We start from the raw sequence: 19473 nt of genomic DNA on the forward strand, positions 1-19473 counted from the left end.
GGTCATCTGTCTGTCGTGGGCGGCGGCATCATCCCACGAGGGCACGAAGAAGCCTAAACTTCCGCGATGCTCCACTACGAAGGCTCGCTCTGGTTGACCGACGGCGCCCGCCGCTGGGGCGGCATCGACCGCGTCGAACTCCTGGCGCACATCGGTGCCACGGGCTCGATTACCGCGGCGGCCAAGGCCTCGGGCATGAGCTACAAGGGTGCCTGGGATGCCGTGGAAGCGATGAACAACCTCGCGGGCGAGCCGCTGGTGCTGCGTACCGCCGGCGGCCGCGGCGGCGGCGGTGCGAAGCTCACGGCGCGAGCGGAACGCCTCATCGCATCGTTTCGCGGCATCGAGGCCGAGCATCGCCGCTTCGTGGAGCGCCTGGCCGGACTCGGCGAGGACGCCACGGACGACTTGCACCTCCTGAGGACCTTCACGATGCGAACGAGCGCGCGCAACCAGTTGGCCGGCACCGTCCGGCGCATCGGCGAAGGCGCGGTGAACGACACCGTGGAGGTGTCGCTCCCGGGCGGCGCGGCGCTCCTCGCCACCGTGACGCGCGAAAGCGCCGCCAGTCTCGGGCTCGTCGTCGGACGCGCGGTCGTGGCGCTGGTGAAGGCCAGCTGGGTCATGCTCGCGCTGCCGGGTGACGGCCTGCGCGTGTCGGCGTCGAACCGCCTGCCGGGCACCGTGTCGCGTGTGGTCCCCGGTGCGGTGAATAGCGAAGTCACGGTCAGTCTCGATGGCGGCGGCAGCATCTGCGCCATCGTCACGATGGAGAGCGTCGCGGATCTGGACCTGGCGGAAGGCGAGCGCGTGCTGGCGGTCTTCGACGCTTCGTCGGTGATCCTCGGGGTCACGGACTGATCGCGATGTTCACTTGCGGCTTCCCGCGAGCACCCTTCGCGCGCCAGCGCGCTTCACACCTGCATTCGCGCCCATCGTTCGCACGGCGATGTGGCGGCGTCAGCGGGTCGCGACGCGTCCGTCGCGCAATTCGATCGTGTGGCCTTCCAGTGCCGCGACGTCCGCGGGATCGTGCGTGATGACCAGCATCTGCAGGTCCAGGCGCGCCTGGAGTGCACGCAATTCGGCGCGCATGCGTCCGCGGAGCGCCGGGTCCAGTGCGGCGAACGGTTCGTCCAGCAGTACCAGGCGTGGCTCGGCCACGAGCGCGCGCGCCAGGGCGACGCGCTGGCGCTGACCGCCGGAGATGCGGGACGGATAACTGTCGGCGACGGTGCCGAGCTCGAACGTATCGATCCAGCGTCGCACGCGTTCGTCGCGCGTGCGTCGCGCCGGGTTGAACCAGCCCCGCTCGATCCCGAAGCCGATGTTCTGCGCCACGGTGAGGTGCGGGAACAAGGCATAGTCCTGGAAGACGTAGGCGACGCCGCGCTCCCGCACGGGGACGTCGATGCGCGTGCTCGCATCGAACAATGTCCTGCCGTCCACGCGTACGTGCCCCGCGTCGGGTGCGAGCAATCCCGCCATCGCGCGCAAGGTCAGGCTCTTGCCGGCACCGGAATGCCCGAACAGCACGATTCGCCGGTGATCGGAGGCGAAGGCGACGTCGAGCTCGAAGCACCGGTCGTCAGCGCGCAGCGTCTTGCGGATGGCGATATCCAGGCTCATGGCCGGCTCCGGCGCAGGTGGTCGGGCGCCAGCCAGCCGGCAAGCAACAACGCGAGCACGCAGGTCACCGAGGTGACCAGCACCATGATCCCCGCGGAGCGGTCGTCGCCCGCCTGCACCGCGGCATAGATCGCGACCGACAGCGTCTGTGTCCGTCCCGGGAGGTTGCCCGCAATCATCAACGTCGCGCCGAACTCGCCCATGGCGCGCGCGAACGCGAGCAAGGCGCCGGCGGTGATGCCGCGCATGGCGAGCGGCAGCGACACCCGGAAGAACACCGCCGCGCCGCCCAGTCCGAGTACGCGCGCCGCATCCTCGAGCTGCGGATCGACGGCCTCGAACGCGGCGCGCGCCGCCTTTTGCACGAGGGGGAAGGCCACCAGGGTCGACGCGATGACCGCGCCCTGCCAGGTGAACACCAGTTCGATTCCCAGCCTGTCCAGCCACTCTCCGAGTACGCCACGCCGTCCTAGCAGCACCAGCAGGTAGTAACCGAGCACGGTGGGCGGCAGGACCAGGGGCAAGGTGAGGACCGAATCCACCACTTCCCGCGCGTGCGAGCGCCAGCGGGACAGCCCGTACGCCACGGCGACGCCGAGCACCAGATTGATCGCGGTGGCCCACAGCGCGACCTTCAACGTCAGTGCCAGTGGCTCCCAGATCGTGTCCATGCGAGTCAGGGCGCCTGGAAACCGAAGCCGGCGAGGATCGTGCGGCCTTCCTCCGACTGCACGAAGCCTTGGAAAGCCGCCGCTTCGCGCGCCTGCGTCGAGTGGGCGACGACGGCCATCGGGTACGTCACCGGCGTCGGCGTCGGCAACACCGCCACGACGGTCACCCGGTCGCGCATGATTGCAGCGTCGGTGGCGAAGACGAGGCCGGCTTCCACCTCGCCGCGCGCGACATAATCGAGGGCCTGGCGGACGTTCTGCGCCAGCACGCCCTTGGCCGACACCGCCTCCCATAAGCCCAGACGCTCCAGCGAGGCCTTTGCGTAGCGCCCCGCCGGCACCGAACCCGGGTCGCCATAGGCCACACGCTTGACGGCCGCGTCGGTGAGACTCGCGGGGGACGATACCGGGACGCGGGCAACCTTCGGCACCACCAGGACCAGCTGGTTGCGTGCGAAGTCCCGCCGCGTCGCCGGATCGACGGCCTTCGCGGCCACGGCCTTGTCCATCGCCGCCTGGTCCGCGGAAGCGAAGACATCCGCGGGCGCGCCATTCACGATCTGCCGCAGCAGTACGTCCGAGGCGGCGAAATTAAGCACGACATGGGTCCCCGGATGCCGCGCCTCATAGGCCTTGCCCACCGCCTGGAAGGCGTTGGTGAGGCTGGCGGCGGCGGAGACGACGAGATCGGCGGCGTTCGCCGCGCACGGCCCGGCCATGAGGATCAGCGCGACGAGCGGGCGAAATCGCATGATGCGGTCCCGGAGGAAGACCCCGCAATATAGGAAGCTATATAGCGGTGGGTCAACGACGAATCCGCCGCGCCGCGCGCGCAGGATTCGCCAAGCATCGACCCCGTGCCCAGTGGCAGCGTGATGGGCCGTGGGCAGGGGGACGTTGCATGAAACACGCGTTGCGCATCATCGGTGGAATCCTCGTGCTCGGCACGCTGGCCGTCCTGCTGTTTTTCTGGCTGGACGGCACGGAAACGACGACCGATGCCTATGTGACCGGGCGTATCCATCCGGTGGCGCCACGCGTCACGGGCACGGTGCTCACGCTGCATGTGAACGACAACCAGCATGTGCAGGCGGGTGACGTCCTGCTGGAACTCGATACGCGCGACTTCGACGTGCGCGTGGAACAGGCGCGAGCGGAAATCGCCCGGGCCAGGGGCCAGCTGGCGAGCGCCGAGGCGCAGATCGCGGAGGCGTCCGCCGCCATCGCCGCGGCGGACGCCTCCGCCCGGAAGACGGTGCTCGACCTGCGCCGTGCCGGCGAGCTGGTGAGCGAGACGCCGCGCGGCATCTCGCGCCAGGAATTCGACGCGGCCAAGGCCGCGGCCGATTCCGCGGTGGCGAACCGCGCCAGCGCGGGCGCCCGCAAGGTGGCGGCGGTTGCGGCGACGGCGTCGGCACGGGCGCAGGTCGCGACCGCGGAAGCCGCCCTGCACGACGCGCAATTGGCGTATGGCTATACCAAGGTCATCGCACCGGTAAGCGGCTACGTCGGCCGCCGCACCGTCGAGGTCGGCGCGAGGGTCAATGCCGGGCAAACGCTGCTTTCGATCGTGTCGGACGAGGTCTGGGTGGTCGCGAACTTCAAGGAGACACAGCTCGCTCGCATCCGTCGCGGCACGCCGGCCTGCATGACCGTGGACGCCCTGCCCGACGTCCGCTTCGTCGGCCATGTCGACAGCCTGTCGCCGGCCTCCGGTTCGCAGTTCGCCCTCCTTCCCCCGGATAACGCCACCGGCAACTTCACCAAGGTCGTCCAGCGCGTACCGGTGAAGATCGTTTTCGCGGCCGACGACCTGCGCCGCTATCGCGAGAGGCTGACGCCAGGCCTTTCCACCATCGTGAAGATCCATGCCGACGAGAGTGCGCCATGAACTTGTGGCGCGTCGGGCCTGGCGAGGAGGAGGACCGCCGTGGGAAGCGCGCTGGCGCGCGAACGGGTGCTCGCGGCAAGAAGCGTTCGCGCGCCAGCGCGCTTCCCACGACGGTGCTGGTTGTTTTCGCGGTGAGTCTGGCGGGTTGCGTGGTCGGGCCCGACTATCGGCGACCGGAGGCTTCCGCCCCCGCTGCCTGGCGCGAAGCACCCGCCGTGAACGCGCCGCTATCGGACGCCTGGTGGACGCTGTTCCGCGACGAGGAACTCGACCGTCATGTCGCCGCCACGCTCGCCGCCAACCAGGACCTCGCGGCCGCACTCGCCCGCTACGATCGTAGCCGTGCGCTGCTGGGCGTCGCGCGCGCGGACGAGTTTCCCGACGTGTCGCTGGATCCGGCTTACGCACGCGCGCGCACCTCCGGCTCGGTCGCCAACCGCCTGCCCGAGCTCGAGACGACGCTGTGGCGCGTTCCCGTCGACGTCGCGTACGAGGTCGACCTCTGGGGACGGGTCCGGCGCAGCGTGGAAGCCGCCGGTGCCGAGGTGGAAGGCAACGCCGACACCATCGCCGCACTACGGCTCAGCCTCGCCGCCACCACCGCGTCCACGTATATCTCCCTGCGCAGCAGCGATCGCGACATCGACGTGCTCGCGCGCACCGTCAGTCTGCGCGACGACGCGTTGCGACTCGCGGAACGGCGCGCGCACGCCGGCGTGGTCGGCGACCTCGACGTCCTCCGTGCACGCGCCGACCTTACCCAGACGCGTGCCGACCTCGCCGATGCCCACCGTCGCCGGGACAATCTGGAGCATGCGCTGGCGGTGCTGGAAGGGCGCAACGCGCCGGACTTCACCGTCGCGGTGCGGGCATGGACGCCCGTGCTGCCGGAGGTTCCCGCGGGCCTGCCGTCCACGCTCCTGGAGCGACGCCCGGACGTGGCCGCGGACGAACGCGCGCTGGCGGCCGCGAGCGCGCGCATTGGCGTTGCACGCGCGGCCTTCTTTCCGCAGGTACGCCTGACCGCGGCAGGCGGCATCGCGAGCGATGGACTCGGCGACCTCGCCAGCGCGGACAGTCGCGCCTGGTCGATCGGTCCGGCCATCCACCTGCCGATCTTCGACGGCGGCCGCAACCGTTCCAACCTGCAGGCAGCCGACGCCAGCTATCGCGGCGCGCTGGCGAACTGGCGGCAAGGAGGCATCGTCGCGTTCCGCGAAGTGCAGGACGCGCTCACGGATACGCGCTGGTTGCGCGAGCGCGGCGACGCGTTGGCCGCGACCGTGGACGCCGCGACGGCGGCGGCGAAAGTGTCGCGTTCGCGCTACGACCGGGGGCTGGCGGGCTATTTCGAAGTCGTCGACTCGGAACGCCAGGCACTCGCCAGCCGACGCGCGGCCATCCAGAACGACCAGCAACGGCTGCTCGCGGCCGTCACGCTGATCAAGGCACTGGGAGGCGGTTGGAGCGAAGGCGAGGCCGTGCCGAGGCAGCCCGTGGCCGGCGCCGGAGTGTCCCAATGAGCGCGACGGCCGATACCGTCGCCGGCGCGCCAGCGCCCCCGGCCAACCTGCCGTGGCTCGGCGTGGCGGCCGTGCTGGTCGGCGCGGTAGCGACGACGCTTACCTCGCGTCTCACCTCCCTCGGGCTGGCGGATGTACGCGGCGCGATCGGCGCGGGATTCGACGAGGGCGCCTGGATTCCCACGGCCTTTTCCGCCGCACAGATGATGATCGGCCCGCTGGCGATCTTCCTCGGCCGGGTCTACACACCGCGACGGGTGCTGCTGGCGGGTTGCGCCGTCTATGGCATCGCCATGTTCCTGCTGCCCCTCGCACCCGACCTGCGCACGCTGCTGCTGTTGCAAGTCGTCGCCGGCCTCGGTTCCGGCACCTTCATCCCGCTCACGGCCTCCTTCATCCTGATTTCCCTTCCTCGCCATCTCTGGCCGTGGGGCCTCGCCGCCTATGCCATGAACATCATCCTCGGTCTCAACGTGGCGTCGTCGCTCGAGGGTTGGTACATGGAGCACGCGACCTGGCACTGGATCTTCTGGCAGAACACGGTCGTGGCGCTCCCGTTGTTCGCCCTCTACTGGTTCGGCCTGCGCCGCCTGCCGATCGACCGCGAGTACCTTCGGCATGGCGACTTCCGGGGCATGCTGCTCGCCGCGTCCGGGTTCACCCTCGTCTTCATCGCACTGGACCAGGGCGACCGGCTCGACTGGCTCTCCTCCTCGTTGATCGTGACCCTGCTCGTGACCGGCGCCATCGCGCTGGGGCTGTTCCTCCTGCACGAATCCACGCTGGATGTGCCGAGCATCGACTTCCGGCTGCTCGTGCGGCGCAACGTCATCGTGCTCATCGTCCTGGTGCTCGCGACCCGCTTCCTCGTGACGGCGAGCAACACGCTGGTCACCAGCTACCTGATCCAGGTACGTGGACTCCGCCCGCTGGAGGTGGGCAACGCCCTGCTATGGGTCGCCCTTCCGCAGTTGGTGATCGCGCCGCTCGTCGCGTGGATGCTGGGTCGCCTGGAACCTCGTTTCGCCATCGGCACGGGCTTCGCGATGGCGGCCGCCGGATTCCTCCTCGCCACCGGCATCACCTCGCAATGGGTGGAAGGAAACTTCAGTGTCGCGTTGCTCCTGCAGGCGATGGGCGAAACACTGGAACTTACCGCGGTGATCTACTTCTTCGGCCACCACCTGGGTCCCACCGACGGCATCACGTTCGGCGCCATCATCCAGACGGCGCGGCTGTTCGGAGGCCAACTAGGCACGTCGCTGCTGGTGGTGTTCACGCGCAAGGCGGAGCAATGGCATTCGAACCTGATCGGCCAGCACGTGGCGGCGACCGATCCGGCGACGACGGAACGTATCGCGGCCTATGCCCACGCGGTCGGCTCGTTGAGCCAGGGGAACGACGCCGAGGCGCGGGGCGCCGGGCTGCTGGCGACCGCCGTCCGCACGCAAGCCTATACGCTCTCCACGCTCGACGGCTTCCTGCTTGCCTCGTGCGTGGCGACGCTCGCCGTGGCCCTCGTGCTGGTCCTGCGCAAGGCACCGGACATGGCCGCCCCGCCCGCCGTACCGCCGCGACCGTTCTGAAGGAGGGGCCGCGACCACGCTGGCAGCGACACCGTGTCGCATGGGCTTCACGCCTGCCCGTGCGATGATCCTTGGACCCATGTCCAGGGTTGTCATGAGGGTGGATCCGGTGCGTCGAAGCCCGGCGGGAAAACGATGGTTGGGATGGATGGCGCTCGTCGCCGTCTGGCTCACCGCGCTCGTGCCCACGGTGTCACGATCCCTTGTCGCTTTCGCTCCACCTGCCCACGACCACGCCGCCATGGCGATGGCCATGGCGATGCCCGGACATCATCACGCGATGGCGCAAACGCCGGCGCCGCACGATTCGCGCGGATCGCCAGACTGCGACGATGCCTGTGGCTACTGCACGCTGTTCGCGCAGCTGCCCGGCGTGGCCGGCAGCTACTTCGTCGGCCATGCGCTTCCACCCGTCACCCATGCGCTCGCGACGGCGCCGGTTCCCCGCGTGCGCCCGTCTGCCCGCGTTGCCCATGCACCTGCCCGGGGTCCGCCGATGGCACAGGTCTGATCGCCCCCGATCGCGCCTTAGCCACCGACAACGGACTCCCATGATGCTCCTGCCTCCTTTCCCAGGGCGCGCTCTGCCGTGCGCCATTTGCTGCGCCTTGGGCGCAGCCTCGCTCGCCGCCCACGCAGGCGACGCCGCCGACGATCCACAACGCGCGACCATGCTGCGCGAGGTGCGCGTGTCCGCCGCGAACAAATCCACCAGCGTCGACCCTGACATGCCCTCGGCCGTGGAAACGGTCAGCGCCGCGCAACTGGACCGCCTCAACATCGTCGACACCGAAGACGCCCTGAAGTACCTCCCCGCTTTCGGCATTCGCAAACGCTTCGCCGGCGATGAGAACGCCACGTTCTCCGTGCGCGGCACCAGCAACCAGCAAAGCGCGCGTGGACTCGTGTACCTCGACGGCCTGCTCCTCTCGAACCTGCTCGGCAACAACTGGGCGAACCCGCCGCGCTGGTCCATGGCGTTTCCGGAGAACCTCGCGCGTGTCGACGTCATCTACGGCGCCTACTCCGCCCTCTATCCCGGTAACGCCATCGGCGCCACCGTGCTCATGACCACGCGCATGCCTGAAAAGCGGGAGCTGACGGCGGAGGTGCAGGGCTTCACCCAGCACGTCGACACCTATGGCGTGGACCGCGACTACGGTGGCAGCCGGCAATCGGTCACGTTCGGCGATCGTCTGGGGCGCTTTGCCTTCCTCGCTGGCGTGTCACACCTGCAGGCGAATGGCCAGCCGCTGGTCTACGCCACGCAGAACGCCTCCGTGCGTCCAGGCACGCAGAACCCGGTGACGGGTGCCATCGGCGACACCGGTGCGAATGGCCTGCCGCGGCAGGTCGTCGGCATCAACAGCGAAGGCCAGGAAGCCACCCGCCAGGACGAGGCGCATGTCCGGCTTACCTACGATGTCACGCCCGACCTGACGGCGGCGGTGACGGCGGGTTATTGGAAGCAGGACCTTTCGCATCGCACCCAGACGTTCCTGCGCGACGCACAGGGACAGCCCGTCTGGTCCGGACCGGTGACCATCGACGGCCGGCAATACACGCTGCCCGCCAACTACTTCGCGCCGAGCACGCGGCAGAGCCGCAATTATCTCTACGGCCTTTCGCTCGGCACGCACCGCGAAACCGGCTGGAACGTGGAAGGCGACGTCTCCTATTTCGACATGGACCGCAACCGCGACCGAGTCGCCTCGACGGTCACCTACGACGGCCCGGGGTTGCTCACCGCGGGGGACGGCAGCCGGTGGCGCACGCTGGACCTGCGTGCAAGCCACACACCGGACAGCATGGCGCCCAACACGCATACGGTGAGCTTCGGCTACCACTACGACGGATACCGCCTGGACAATGCCAGTTACGCACTGGACGCGTGGCGCGATGGCGGCGCGGGCGCGCTCGCCGCCGCCAACGGCGGCAGTACGCAGACCCAGGCGCTTTACCTGCAGGATGCGTGGCAACTGGCGGAGCGTTGGCGCCTCACCGTGGGTGCGCGCTATGAGCAATGGCGCGCATTCAACGGCGCACGTGCCACCGCAACGGCGGGCATCGCATACCCGGAACGGAAGGAGTCGCATACGTCGCCGAAGGCCTCGCTCGCGTGGAATGTGAGCGAGTCGGTGCTGCTGCGCCTTTCCGGTGCGCGGGCGTATCGATTCCCCACCGTGAACGAACTCTTCCAGGGAACGTTCAACGGCATCGCGCTGGTGAACAACGATCCGTCGTTGAAGCCGGAGAACGACCTGTCCCGAGAACTCTCCGCGGAGTGGTATCGCGAGAACGGTGTCGCGCGCTTCAGCGTGTTCCGCAGCGACACACGGAACACGCTCTTCAGCCAGACCGACACCACCGTCTTCCCGAACGTGACGAACGTGCAGAACGTCGGGCTCGTGCGTACACGCGGCGCGGAAGCGAGCTACGACGGGCGCGACGTCGTGTGGCAGGGCCTCGACATCACCGCGAACGCCGCCTACACGCAGGCAACGACGGTCCGCAACGCGCGCAATCCGTCCTCCGAAGGCAAGCAGTTCTACCGCATCCCCCGATGGCGGGCGAACCTCGTCGCGACCTGGCACGCGAGCGAGCGGCTGGCACTGACGCTTGCCGGGCGCTACTCTGGTCGGCAGTACAACACGCTCGACCACAGCGACGTGCACCCGGACACGTTCGGCGGCGCCAGCGATTTCCTGACCTTCGATGCCAAGGTTTCCTGGAAGGCCAGCGACCACGTGGACCTCGGCGTGGGCGTCGACAACCTCACCAACCGGCGCTACTACGTGTATTACCCGTATCCGTCGCGCACGTGGCTCGCCGAGGCGAAGTTCCACCTGTGAGCATCGTGAGGCTCCCGCCATCGCGGCGACTGGCGGGAACCGAACCACGACGCCGTTAGGGAGCGGCGTCGCGGAACCTCATGCCATCGCTCCGGTGGACGGCTTCCGCCACCCGGACGACAGGTGTTCGTCGAGCATGAACGAAGCGGGTGCGCCGCCATGGAGGCGGTCGAAGAAGGCGCCGACACCGGCATTGCCCGTGGCGAAATCGCAACTCAGGCGGAGCAGCTCGGCACCGGGCACGGCAAGTCCCTCCTTGCGCGGCACGAGGAAGGGCTCGATGCCACCCGCGATACGTCGTGCCGCCGCCAGGTAGCCGGCGGCTTCGTCGGGAAACGCATCGGCGAGGTCCAGGAGGGTTTCGCCGATGCCGGTGAGTCCGTCGAACAGCCCGGGGGAAATGGCGTGTCGGCGCATGAGGTCCGCTTCGGCACCGCGGACGATATGACGGTATCGCGCGTCTCCCGTGCAGGCATGGAACCGCGCGGCCACGGCGACGATACCTGCCGTGCCGTGGCGCAGGTACGGGAAGAACGTGGCCCCTCCCACCTCTTTCGGCCACGTGGCATCGCCGTCGGGATTGTGGCCGCGTTGGGCGAGATCGAATGCCAGCGCGCTGTCGGCCGCACGCAGGAAGCGCTCGTCGCCGGTCGCCACATGCAGGTGGAGGAGGAACAGCGCGATGCCCGCCGCGCCTTGGGCAAGTCCCACCGGTTGCACGTCGCCGCGCGGCCAATGCAGGGTTCCCTCGCCGGCCACCGCACTTCGTAGCAACAGCTCGCCAGCTTCCGCCGCCGCGGTCAGGAAGCCGGATTCGGCCGTCTCGCGCCAGGCCTTGATCCGCGCGAGGCCCCAGCCTGCCAGCCCGTCGTGCAACCCGGCATGCGCGCGGATGGCCGTGTCGGGCGACAGCGCGCCCAACAACGTCGTCGCGAGTTCCGGCTCGCCCCCGTCGAACAACACCCACGCGATGCCGGCATCGCCGTGCATCAGGCTGGCGCCGCGATCCTGCCTGCGACGCGCGCCATCGACGAGGTAAGCCAGCAATCCCTCCGGGGCGTTCCTGCCGCCACGGAGGTAGGCATGCAACACGCCCGCGGCGCCGTGTGCCACGCCCCAGGGATGACTCTGGAACACCTCGGGACCCGCCGGCACGTAGCGGTCCGGCCGTGCCGACCTCGCCATGCCGTCGATGTAAGCGAACAGCGCCTCCGCATGCTCTGGCTTCGGCGGGTTGTTGGCCACCGGACAGGTGACGGGCGCCGCGTCGAAGGCCTTGCGCAGGGCGCCCATCGCAACGACAGGCGTCGGTCGCTTCGTGCTGTCGGGGTCGAGCAGGGAGCCGATGATGTCAGCGAGCGCACCGGGATATCCGAGATCCTCGCTCATGCGATGGACGAAGCGCGACGCGGCCGACCGATCGAGCGGCAGCATCGCGTTCATCGGCATGACCGCCGCGAGCAGGTTGGCGCCGAACGCATAGGTATCCTCGGCGCGCGCCGCGTCCGGATGGTCGCGCACGGGGCGCGGCGACGCGAATCCAGGCGTGCGTACGTCCAGCGGCAGGTCGAGGCCTTCCTCGATCGCTGTCTCCAGATCGATCAGGCGCACTTCGCCACCGGGCGTGACGATGCAGTTGTGGAACGACAGGTCGCCCATCGACACGCCGGCGTCGTGGGTGAGTTCGAGGGCTTCCGCGAAGCGCCCGAACACCGCGATGACCTCTTCGAGGTAGCGCTGCACGTCATCCCGCGTCATCCGTGTCCGCAGCCAGGGATAGCGCCGCGCGAGCCAGCTGCGCAATGTGTCGCCTTCGATGAACTCCTCCACGAGGTAGCTGTGCTCCCAATCGCGGAAGTAAGCGACCGGCTGCGGCGCCACACGAAGCGGCGCCAGCCGGCGCAGGAGGCGAAACTCCTTTCGCAGCATGGTCGTCGCTGTGTCGCCACCGCCGATGAAGGGACGCGCTTCCTTGATGATCACGGGGCGGCCTTCGTCGAGGTCGTCCCCCAGATAGATGCCGCCCGCGGACGAAAACGACAGGGCCCGTCGCAGGCGGAACCGCCCCGCGCCCAGGTGAGCACCGTCGCCCTTGCCCTCGTGCGGCTCCGGCGGAAACGGATCACGCAGCCACGCGGGCAGGTGGAACCCCGGCTTGCGTTCATCGGGCTCAAGGTTTCCGTCCGGGGCGCGCAGCACATATTCCCGGCGTCCATCCGCTGTCGTGCGGTGTTCGCCGGCGATGCCCCCGTAGCGGTAATAGAGCACTCGCGAATCGCGGTACCGGCGATCGCTGAGGACGTAGGGGCCGGAGTAGCCGGACAACGCGACGTAGAGGTCGTCGATGATGCGGCGGAAGTCCTCGATGCCGCGCGGGTACACGGTGATGAATTTCCCCGATCCCCCACGCGGCCAACGCTTTCCGTTGATCGCCGCGAGCATGCGCGCGTCCGCCGCGAATTTGAACGCGGTGCCCGAAGCGACCAGCGCGGCGGCCGCGATCGAAACCACGATGCGGGCCGTGGCCGCCACGCTCGAGACGTGGATCTTCCATCCCTGCGTCGGCAGCTCGACACCGGGCGGCGAGCAGTGCATCCAGATCCCGGATCGCCGTACCCGCCACTCTTCCGGAACAATGCGCCGGACGGGCTGGACGAAGTCGGCGGTATCGATCTCGCGACGCCCGTAGGGCTCGAAGAATTCCCGGTCCACGGCGGTGTATTGCAACAATTCCGTGTGTCGCTCCATGCCCGTCACATCCCCTGTAAGTCACGCCGATGCCGGCACGGGAGCCATGAGGCCTCCCGCACCGCGCCCCCCAGGCTCGTCAAGCCATCTCGTCGAAGCCATCCCCATTGGCGGTCGAGCACGGCGATTGCTGCAGGTGCTGTAGTTGGTTTCGTTGGTGTCGTTCATCGATGCGGCGTCGATTTGCATGAGCTGCAGTTCCAGGATCCGGTTCATGGCTTTCCTCGTTCGTTGAAGGTCCGTCGCACGTGGTGTGCGCCGCGAATCTAGGGAGCCCACTTGCCGTGTCGCAATGGAAAACCGGGCGTCACAGGGGCAGCGACGGCCCGGGAAGACATGTTCTTCACGCTCCACATCGAAAACGGTCGGCTCACCGTCCGGAAACGGACACCGGCGTCCGGCTTCGGACGCCGCTAACCCTCAGGGAAAGAGCGGGAGGCGGACCGTGGCCACGGCGCCGCGAGCGTCGGTCCGTGATACCAATTCGACGGTCCCGGCATGGGCCTCCAGGATCAGCCGGGTCAGGCTGAGCCCTATCCCGGAGCCTTCGGACTTGGTCGTGAAGAAGGGAACGAAGAGCGCATCGCTTTCGGGCAGACCCACGCCGTCGTCCTCGACGACAATGCACACGCGGCGCCCCTCGGTGTACCAGTCCAGGCGAACGGCACCCACGACGGGAAGAGCGGCCTCGACCGCATTGCGGAGCAGGTTGATGAACGCCTGTGCCAGCTGGTCCTCGTCGCCATACATCGTGACCTGCTCCGTGCCCAGCACCGCGATGTCGAGGCGGCGGTCGAGCGCGGCCAACCTTGCCAACGCGACGTCGAGACGGAACGAGCGGGGGCGGGGCGGCGGCAAGCGTGCGAGCTTTCCGTAGCCGGCGAGGAAGCGGGCAAGGGACGTGGCACGCCGCTCGATGACGTCGAGACCCGTTCGCATATCCCCGCGCAGGCTTTCGGCGGACTGCTTCTCGAGGAGGCTGGCCAGGCTACCGGCCAGTGAGGCGATCGGTGTCAGCGAGTTGTTGAGCTCATGGCTCAGCACGCGGATCAGGCGTTGCCACGCGCGACGCTCTTCCTGCCCGAGCGCCGCGCTCAGGTCGCGCAGCATGATCAGGCGGTGCTCGCGTCCGTCGCTGCGCCAAGCCGCGCGGCGCACTGCCCACCGTCCCTCTCCTCCCGCAAAGCGACCATGGAAGACCGCGTTGTCCGGCGTGGCGAACGCCTCGGCGAGGCCGAGCGACACGAGGTCACGACCGACCACCACGGCCTTTTCCGCGCCGATCAACTGGCGCGCCGCCGGATTGATCAGGCGCAACCTGCCCTGCTCGTCCGCAACGAACACCGGGTCCTTGAGGGCGGTAAGGGTCTTACCCAGGAACCGCGACGCTTCCGTGCGCTTACGCCGTCCGTCGCGCAACACATCGGACAGGAGGTTGACGTCCTCCACCAGGCGTTGCAGCGGGTCGTGCCCCGACCGAACGCGCCCACGCAAGCCGAAGTCGCCTTCACGCAAGGCACTGAGGAGGTCGGAAACGGTGTCGAGCGTGTCCATGACCCGGCGTCCGGCGGTCCACGCGAGCGCGAGCGTGATGGACATGCCCAAAGTGAACAGACCCAGCCGCAGCATCCATGAAAGGTCGTCGAGCACCACCAGCGACCCTCCCGCGGCAGTCACCGGCAGCAGGACGATGGCGACCCATGGCGCCGCCCCAAGTTGCAGGCGGGTCGAACGTGCACGTTGTTCAAGGTGCTCGCGTCGGAAGGCGGCGTGCCCGGATCGTCAGTCGACCGACTCCAGCCCACCGCGGGCCCGGCGCTTCTCCAAGCGGCGGTAAAGGGCCTGGCGAGAGATGCCGAGGGCATCGGCGGCTCACTGGAGGTTGTGGTCGTTCCGTTCGAGCGCCTGCCTGATCAGCAACTCCTCGGCCTCGGGAAGGGTGAGACTGTCCAGCACCACCGGTTCGTCCCGGCGTCGCTGGAGCGACAGCGCGTCTGCATCGACGTCGTCCCTGCCGGCCAGGAGCACGGCACGGTCGATGGTGTGCTCCAGTTCCCGCACGTTGCCCGGCCAGTCGTAGCCGCGCAAGGCCCTTTCCGCCGAAGGTGTGAACAGCATCGCACTACGCCCCCTGCGACGGCACTCGCGAAGCAGGAAGTGCCGGGCCAGCGGAACGATGTCCTCCTGCCGTTCGCGCAGCGGCGGCAGGCGTACCTGCATGGCGTTGAGCCGGTACAACAGGTCCCGGCGGAAGCGATCGCTGCGTGTGGCGGCGTCGAGGTCGGCGTTGGAGGTGGAGATAACGCGGACATCGACGCGGCGCGTGCGCATGCCTCCGCAGCGCTCCAGTTCGCCTTCCTCGACGACGCGGAGGAGCTTCACCTGCTGGAGCGGATGGATGTTGCCCACTTCCTCGAGGATGAGGCTCCCGCCGTGCGCCAATTCGAAGCGGCCGGGCCGAGGCACTGGCTTGTCTTCACCGAACATTTCCTCGGCAAAACGGGATTCGGGCAGCGTGCCCATGTCCACCCGGATCACCGGTTGTTCGGCCCTCGGCGAACGTGCATGGATCTCGCGTGCGACCAGAGACTTGCCTGTGCCGTTCTCGCCCAGCACCAGCACGTTGCCGTCACCGCTGGCGATCCTGTGGATCAGTTCGAGCACGCGCCGCATCGAGGAGGATTCGCCGATGCGCAGCATGTCCACGCCTTGCCGGGAGAGCGCGGCCTCGGCGCGCAGGCGCCGGTTCTCGTCCGCCATCTGGCGCAGCGCGAGCTGGCTGCGAACGGCGTGGATCAGATGCGCGTTGTTCCATGGCTTCTCGATGAAGTCCGCGGCACCCAATCGCATCGCGCGCACGGCGATCTCGATGCTGCCCCAGGCGGTCATCGCGATGATGGGCATCTCCGGGGCTTCGTCGCGCAGTCGCGTCACGAGATCGAGGCCTTCGTGGCCGGAGGTCGTGTCGGACGCATAGTTGAGATCGACCACGGCGCAGCCGAACTCGGTCCTGGCAACCGCATCGAGCGCCGCCGCCGCGGAGGCGACATCGACCGTGGCAAGTCCCTCCGAGTGCAGGAGGATGCGCAAGGCGAGCCGGATATCGGGATGATCGTCGACCACCAGGACCGGGGCCGCGATTTCGTTGCTTCTGGACATACTTTGCCTTTCCCCAATCTGCATGCGCCGCCTTGCGGCATGGTCAATCGCTGCGCACTACCCGCCAGGCTTCGACATCCGCCGCCCGGCGCGCGGGTGCCAGGGCCGCCGCCACCGTTGCAAGAACCATGATCAAGGCCGCGACCGCCGTCGTCGCTATGCCGAACCCCCCGGGAAGGGCCACGTCTGGGTACAGCCAGTGCTGCAGGACGTGCATCGACGTCAATCCGAGAGCGATGCCGGCGAGGGCGATGCCAAGCGCCTTGCGGAGGACGCGTGTCAACAGGTTCCTGGGCGTGGCGCCCAGCGCCGCGCGAAGGGCGATGGCGTCACGCGCCGCGGCGACCTCGACGGTCTGCACCGAATATTGACCCACGCCCGCCAGGCCGATCGCGAACAGCGAAAGCGTCGAAAAAAGCATAACGTCGCGCCGCGCGTCGGCGAGGGGCGCATCCGCGATCTGCTCCATCGACGTCGGCGACGACAAGGCAAGGGACGGCGCCAGGTCTTCGACGATTCGGGGCAGGGCCTTGCGAGCCACACTGCTCGCGGCGGGCCCGCGCAGCACGATATGGGATGGCGCCAGGTCCCGGACGAGTGCGTAAGTGCCGGGGCTCGCCTGGGCAAGTGGAATGAACACGGCCGGGTTGTCGGGACCCATGCTGTCGCGCCGGGTGTCCGCCACGACACCGACAATGCGGGCGGCCTGGTCCGGTGCGCTTGCGGGTAGCACGAGACCACCCATCGCGCTGCCCGCGAAGCGGCGCAGGTAGGCCTCGTTCACCAACGCGACGCGCCCGGCATACGGTCCGTCGGCTTCATCGAACCAGCGGCCCGCGATCTTGCGCATGCCCATCGCCTGGGCCGCGCCCGGCGTGGTGAGCCCGTACTGCAGGAACTCGGTCGTCCCGTCCCGGTGCAGGAAGGGCATCACGAAGCCCCGGCCCGTCGGTAGCTCCGTGGACCAACTGACCGTCTCCACACCTGGCACGCGCGCCAGCGCGGTCCGGATGGCATCCACCAGACGAACGATATCGCGCGCCTCGGGAAACTCCTGCCGCGGTGGATGGATTTCCACCGCCATGGCGTTGGTAGCGTCGAAACCCGCCGGCGTGCGCTCGAGTCGTCCTTCCCGCACCACCGCGGCGACGCCCAGCGAAACCAGCAAGGTCGCCAGCGCCACCTGCACCATCGCCATCGTCGATCGCGCATTGCCTGAGGCGGTGGTAAGACCCGTGAGGCCACCCATGGCGGAGCGCTCCCGCATGAGAAGGTTCATCCTGGCTCGCATCGCGCCATGCATGGCCGCCAGCAGCACGACGGCGAAGGTCATCGCCGCGACGGCAAGCAGGACCCGCCAGCCCGGACTCGGCGGCAGTGCCGACGACAACCATGGGGAGGGGACGAACCGGCGGAAGAGCCCGACCAGGAGAAAGCCGATCGGCGCGCCTGCGAGCGATGCCGCCAGGCCGATTGCCATGGCGTCGGTCAGGGCGGGAATCCATGCCTGCCACCGGTTCGCGCCGAACACCATCTGCAAGGCCGTCTCATGGATGCGTCCGAACATGCGCGTGGACATCAGCTGGGAGACGTTCACGCCAGCGACGACGACCACGAGCACGGCGCACGCCGCGAACATCCATAGGCTCGCGTGTGCCCCCGGGGCCAGCAGCTCGTCGATAGGCGTGGCTCCATACCAACGCAGGTCGTCGCGACCCAGTCGCAACTCCCCCGCGTGCGCAGTGGCCGAACGCACGACATCGTCGGAGAAGTCGTTCACGTCATGCCTCACCGCGAGCAACGCGACCGCCGTCATGTTCTCCCATGAATCGATCGCCGACGTGGCCAGGCCCAGCGGAAGGAGAAGGTCGACATCCGAAAAAAACCGATAGTCCTCGGGAAGCACCCCACGGACGGTCATGCGCCGACCGTCCACCAGCATGGCCCGGCCCACGGCGTCCGGGTCGCATGCAAACCACCGACGCCAGAGGGCGTGCGAGACGAAGACGTCGTCGTCCGACAACGGCGCCTGCTTGCCGTGCAACGGAACGACGCCGAGCGTGGGGAGGAAACCCGGGTCGACGCGCTGCGCACGAAGGAGTTCGCGGTGACCGCCAGCTACGGCATTGATGGTCTCCGGCAGCCGTGCCAGCCCCCGGGACGACACGGAAGACGGTAACCCGATGGCGACGTAAAGCCGAGGCGAGATCGCGCGCATGCGGTCGCCCGCCGTGCTCCCGCCATACACCACCACACGCGCGTGATTCGGCCACGGTGGCGGTTGCAGGAGCAGGGAGTCCACGAGCGTAAACGTCCCGATCATGGCGGCAACGCCCAACGCGAGCGTCGCGGACGCAACCATGAGGAAGCCCGGCCGGCGCAGCAGGGCCCGCCCGGCGCGAAGCATGTCCGCGCGACGGTTCACGGCAGCGACTCGCCGAAACGAAGCTGGTCGAGCCCTGACTCCATTTCGCTGCGCCGTTGCTGGAAGGTGCTCTCGTCGACGACGTGACCGTCCAGCAGACGAATGGTCCGGTCGGACATGGCGCTGAAGCGCTCGTCGTGGGTGACCATGCAGATGGTCCGCCCCTCGGCATGCAGGCGGCCGAGCAGGGCCATGACGATCTCGCCGTTGTGCAGGTCGAGATTGCCGGTGGGTTCGTCGGCCAGCACGATGGCGGGATCGCCCACCAGGGCTCGGGCCACGGCCACCCGCTGCTTCTGCCCACCTGAAAGCTGGGAAGGATAATGGCGCATGCGATGAGTCATGCCGACGCTCCCCAACGCATCGCGGACGCGCCTTCCGCGCTCCTGCCGCGACATGCGTCCACGGAACGAGAGCGGCAGCGCCACGTTTTCCGCGATGCTGAGGTCGTCGATCAGGTTGAATGCCTGGAACACGAACCCGATCTGCCGGTTGCGCAAGCGGGACCGCTCCGCGCGTCCAAGGTCCTGCACCGGCTCGCCCGCAAAGCGAAATTCCCCACGCGTCGGCACGTCCAGGAGGCCCATCAACGACAGCAGCGTCGTCTTGCCGCAACCCGACGGCCCGGCCACGGAAACGAACTCGCCCTGCCGCACACTCAAATGAATGTCGGTCAGCACCTGGCATTCGATCGAACCGGCGAGAAACGCCTTGCCGATGCCCCGCATTTCGATGATCGGTGGCCTGGAAGAGACCTGCATCGCACGACTCCCTCAAGTCACCCGAGCCTAGCGCAGCGCGATGCGTTGTCGTGGCGCGTGACGGCGCCGCGAACGGTAAACGTCCCGATGTTGCCGGAAGACGTAACGATAGTCCCGTCTCGTGCACCGATTGCCGATTCGGGCTTCCGCGGATCTCTCCCGCCCGGCGGCGCGGCGCGCGCGGCGGGAAGGCTCCCGGGAGGCGTGAAAATATTGCGCCCCAAGGGC

15 protein-coding genes and 1 pseudogene are annotated in these 19473 nt (G+C 68.4%); 6 read left to right on the forward strand and 10 right to left on the reverse strand.

Annotated features, from left to right (window positions below; genetic code table 11):
- Positions 1-66: 66 nt before the first annotated feature.
- Entirely contained in the window at positions 67-861 is a 795-nt protein-coding gene (locus ACQKIE_RS08145; protein ID WP_427457676.1) for a TOBE domain-containing protein, read from the forward strand.
- 99 nt (positions 862-960) lie between these two features.
- Here ACQKIE_RS08145 and ACQKIE_RS08150 read toward each other — a convergent pair whose 3' ends face one another.
- Genes ACQKIE_RS08150 through modA form a run of 3 tightly spaced genes read right to left on the reverse strand, consistent with a single transcriptional unit; the run spans position 961 to position 3052 of the window.
- On the reverse strand, positions 961-1629 hold the full coding sequence (locus ACQKIE_RS08150) for an ATP-binding cassette domain-containing protein (protein WP_427457679.1): 669 nt from the start codon (positions 1627-1629) through the stop codon (positions 961-963).
- Positions 1626-2300 (reverse strand): molybdate ABC transporter permease subunit, encoded by a 675-nt coding sequence (gene modB / locus ACQKIE_RS08155; RefSeq protein ID WP_427457682.1) that lies wholly within the window; start codon positions 2298-2300, stop codon positions 1626-1628. Before modB ends, ACQKIE_RS08150 begins: the two co-directional genes overlap by 4 nt.
- Positions 2301-2305: 5 nt before the next feature.
- Positions 2306-3052, reverse strand: a complete 747-nt coding sequence (gene modA / locus ACQKIE_RS08160) for a molybdate ABC transporter substrate-binding protein (protein ID WP_427457685.1) — start codon at positions 3050-3052, stop codon at positions 2306-2308.
- A 149-nt stretch (positions 3053-3201) separates the two neighbouring features.
- Here modA and ACQKIE_RS08165 point away from each other — a divergent pair, with 149 nt between their 5' ends.
- From ACQKIE_RS08165 to ACQKIE_RS08185, 5 genes are all read left to right on the forward strand, one after another.
- On the forward strand, positions 3202-4191 hold the full coding sequence (locus ACQKIE_RS08165; protein WP_427457688.1) for an HlyD family secretion protein: 990 nt from the start codon (positions 3202-3204) through the stop codon (positions 4189-4191).
- Entirely contained in the window at positions 4188-5714 is a 1527-nt protein-coding gene (locus tag ACQKIE_RS08170) for an efflux transporter outer membrane subunit (RefSeq protein WP_427457691.1), read from the forward strand. The genes ACQKIE_RS08165 and ACQKIE_RS08170 overlap by 4 nt, the downstream gene beginning before the upstream one ends.
- Positions 5711-7300 (forward strand): MFS transporter, encoded by a 1590-nt coding sequence (locus tag ACQKIE_RS08175; RefSeq protein ID WP_427457694.1) that lies wholly within the window; start codon positions 5711-5713, stop codon positions 7298-7300. The genes ACQKIE_RS08170 and ACQKIE_RS08175 overlap by 4 nt, the downstream gene beginning before the upstream one ends.
- Positions 7301-7448: 148 nt before the next feature.
- Positions 7449-7811: a DUF2946 domain-containing protein gene (locus ACQKIE_RS08180; RefSeq protein ID WP_427457697.1), complete on the forward strand. Its 363-nt coding sequence runs from the start codon at positions 7449-7451 to the stop codon at positions 7809-7811.
- A gap of 43 nt (positions 7812-7854) precedes the next feature.
- Positions 7855-10152, forward strand: a complete 2298-nt coding sequence (locus ACQKIE_RS08185; protein ID WP_427457699.1) for a TonB-dependent receptor — start codon at positions 7855-7857, stop codon at positions 10150-10152.
- A gap of 78 nt (positions 10153-10230) precedes the next feature.
- On the opposite strand, the gene lanKC is transcribed toward ACQKIE_RS08185, so the two are convergent.
- From lanKC to ACQKIE_RS08220, 7 genes and pseudogenes are all read right to left on the reverse strand, one after another.
- Positions 10231-12900 carry a class III lanthionine synthetase LanKC gene (gene lanKC / locus ACQKIE_RS08190; protein ID WP_427457702.1) on the reverse strand — a complete coding sequence of 890 codons (2670 nt, stop codon included), beginning with the start codon at positions 12898-12900 and terminating at the stop codon, positions 10231-10233.
- Between the two features lie 21 nt (positions 12901-12921).
- Positions 12922-13116, reverse strand: a complete 195-nt coding sequence (locus ACQKIE_RS08195; RefSeq protein ID WP_427457705.1) for a hypothetical protein — start codon at positions 13114-13116, stop codon at positions 12922-12924.
- Positions 13117-13320: 204 nt separating this feature from the next.
- Positions 13321-14550, reverse strand: coding sequence for a sensor histidine kinase (locus tag ACQKIE_RS08200; protein WP_427457708.1), 1230 nt, complete (start codon positions 14548-14550; stop codon positions 13321-13323).
- Between the two features lie 132 nt (positions 14551-14682).
- Positions 14683-14772 (reverse strand): annotated as a pseudogene (locus ACQKIE_RS08205) (helix-turn-helix domain-containing protein); the annotation flags it as partial.
- Positions 14773-16059, reverse strand: a complete 1287-nt coding sequence (locus ACQKIE_RS08210; protein ID WP_427457711.1) for a sigma-54-dependent transcriptional regulator — start codon at positions 16057-16059, stop codon at positions 14773-14775.
- Between the two features lie 43 nt (positions 16060-16102).
- Positions 16103-18484 (reverse strand): ABC transporter permease, encoded by a 2382-nt coding sequence (locus ACQKIE_RS08215; RefSeq protein ID WP_427457714.1) that lies wholly within the window; start codon positions 18482-18484, stop codon positions 16103-16105.
- Positions 18481-19245 (reverse strand): ABC transporter ATP-binding protein, encoded by a 765-nt coding sequence (locus ACQKIE_RS08220; protein WP_427457717.1) that lies wholly within the window; start codon positions 19243-19245, stop codon positions 18481-18483. The genes ACQKIE_RS08215 and ACQKIE_RS08220 overlap by 4 nt, the downstream gene beginning before the upstream one ends.
- Positions 19246-19473: the final 228 nt, after the last annotated feature.

Origin of the sequence: Luteibacter sp. NPDC031894, assembly GCF_050273135.1 — a bacterium.
Lineage (GTDB): Bacteria > Pseudomonadota > Gammaproteobacteria > Xanthomonadales > Rhodanobacteraceae > Luteibacter.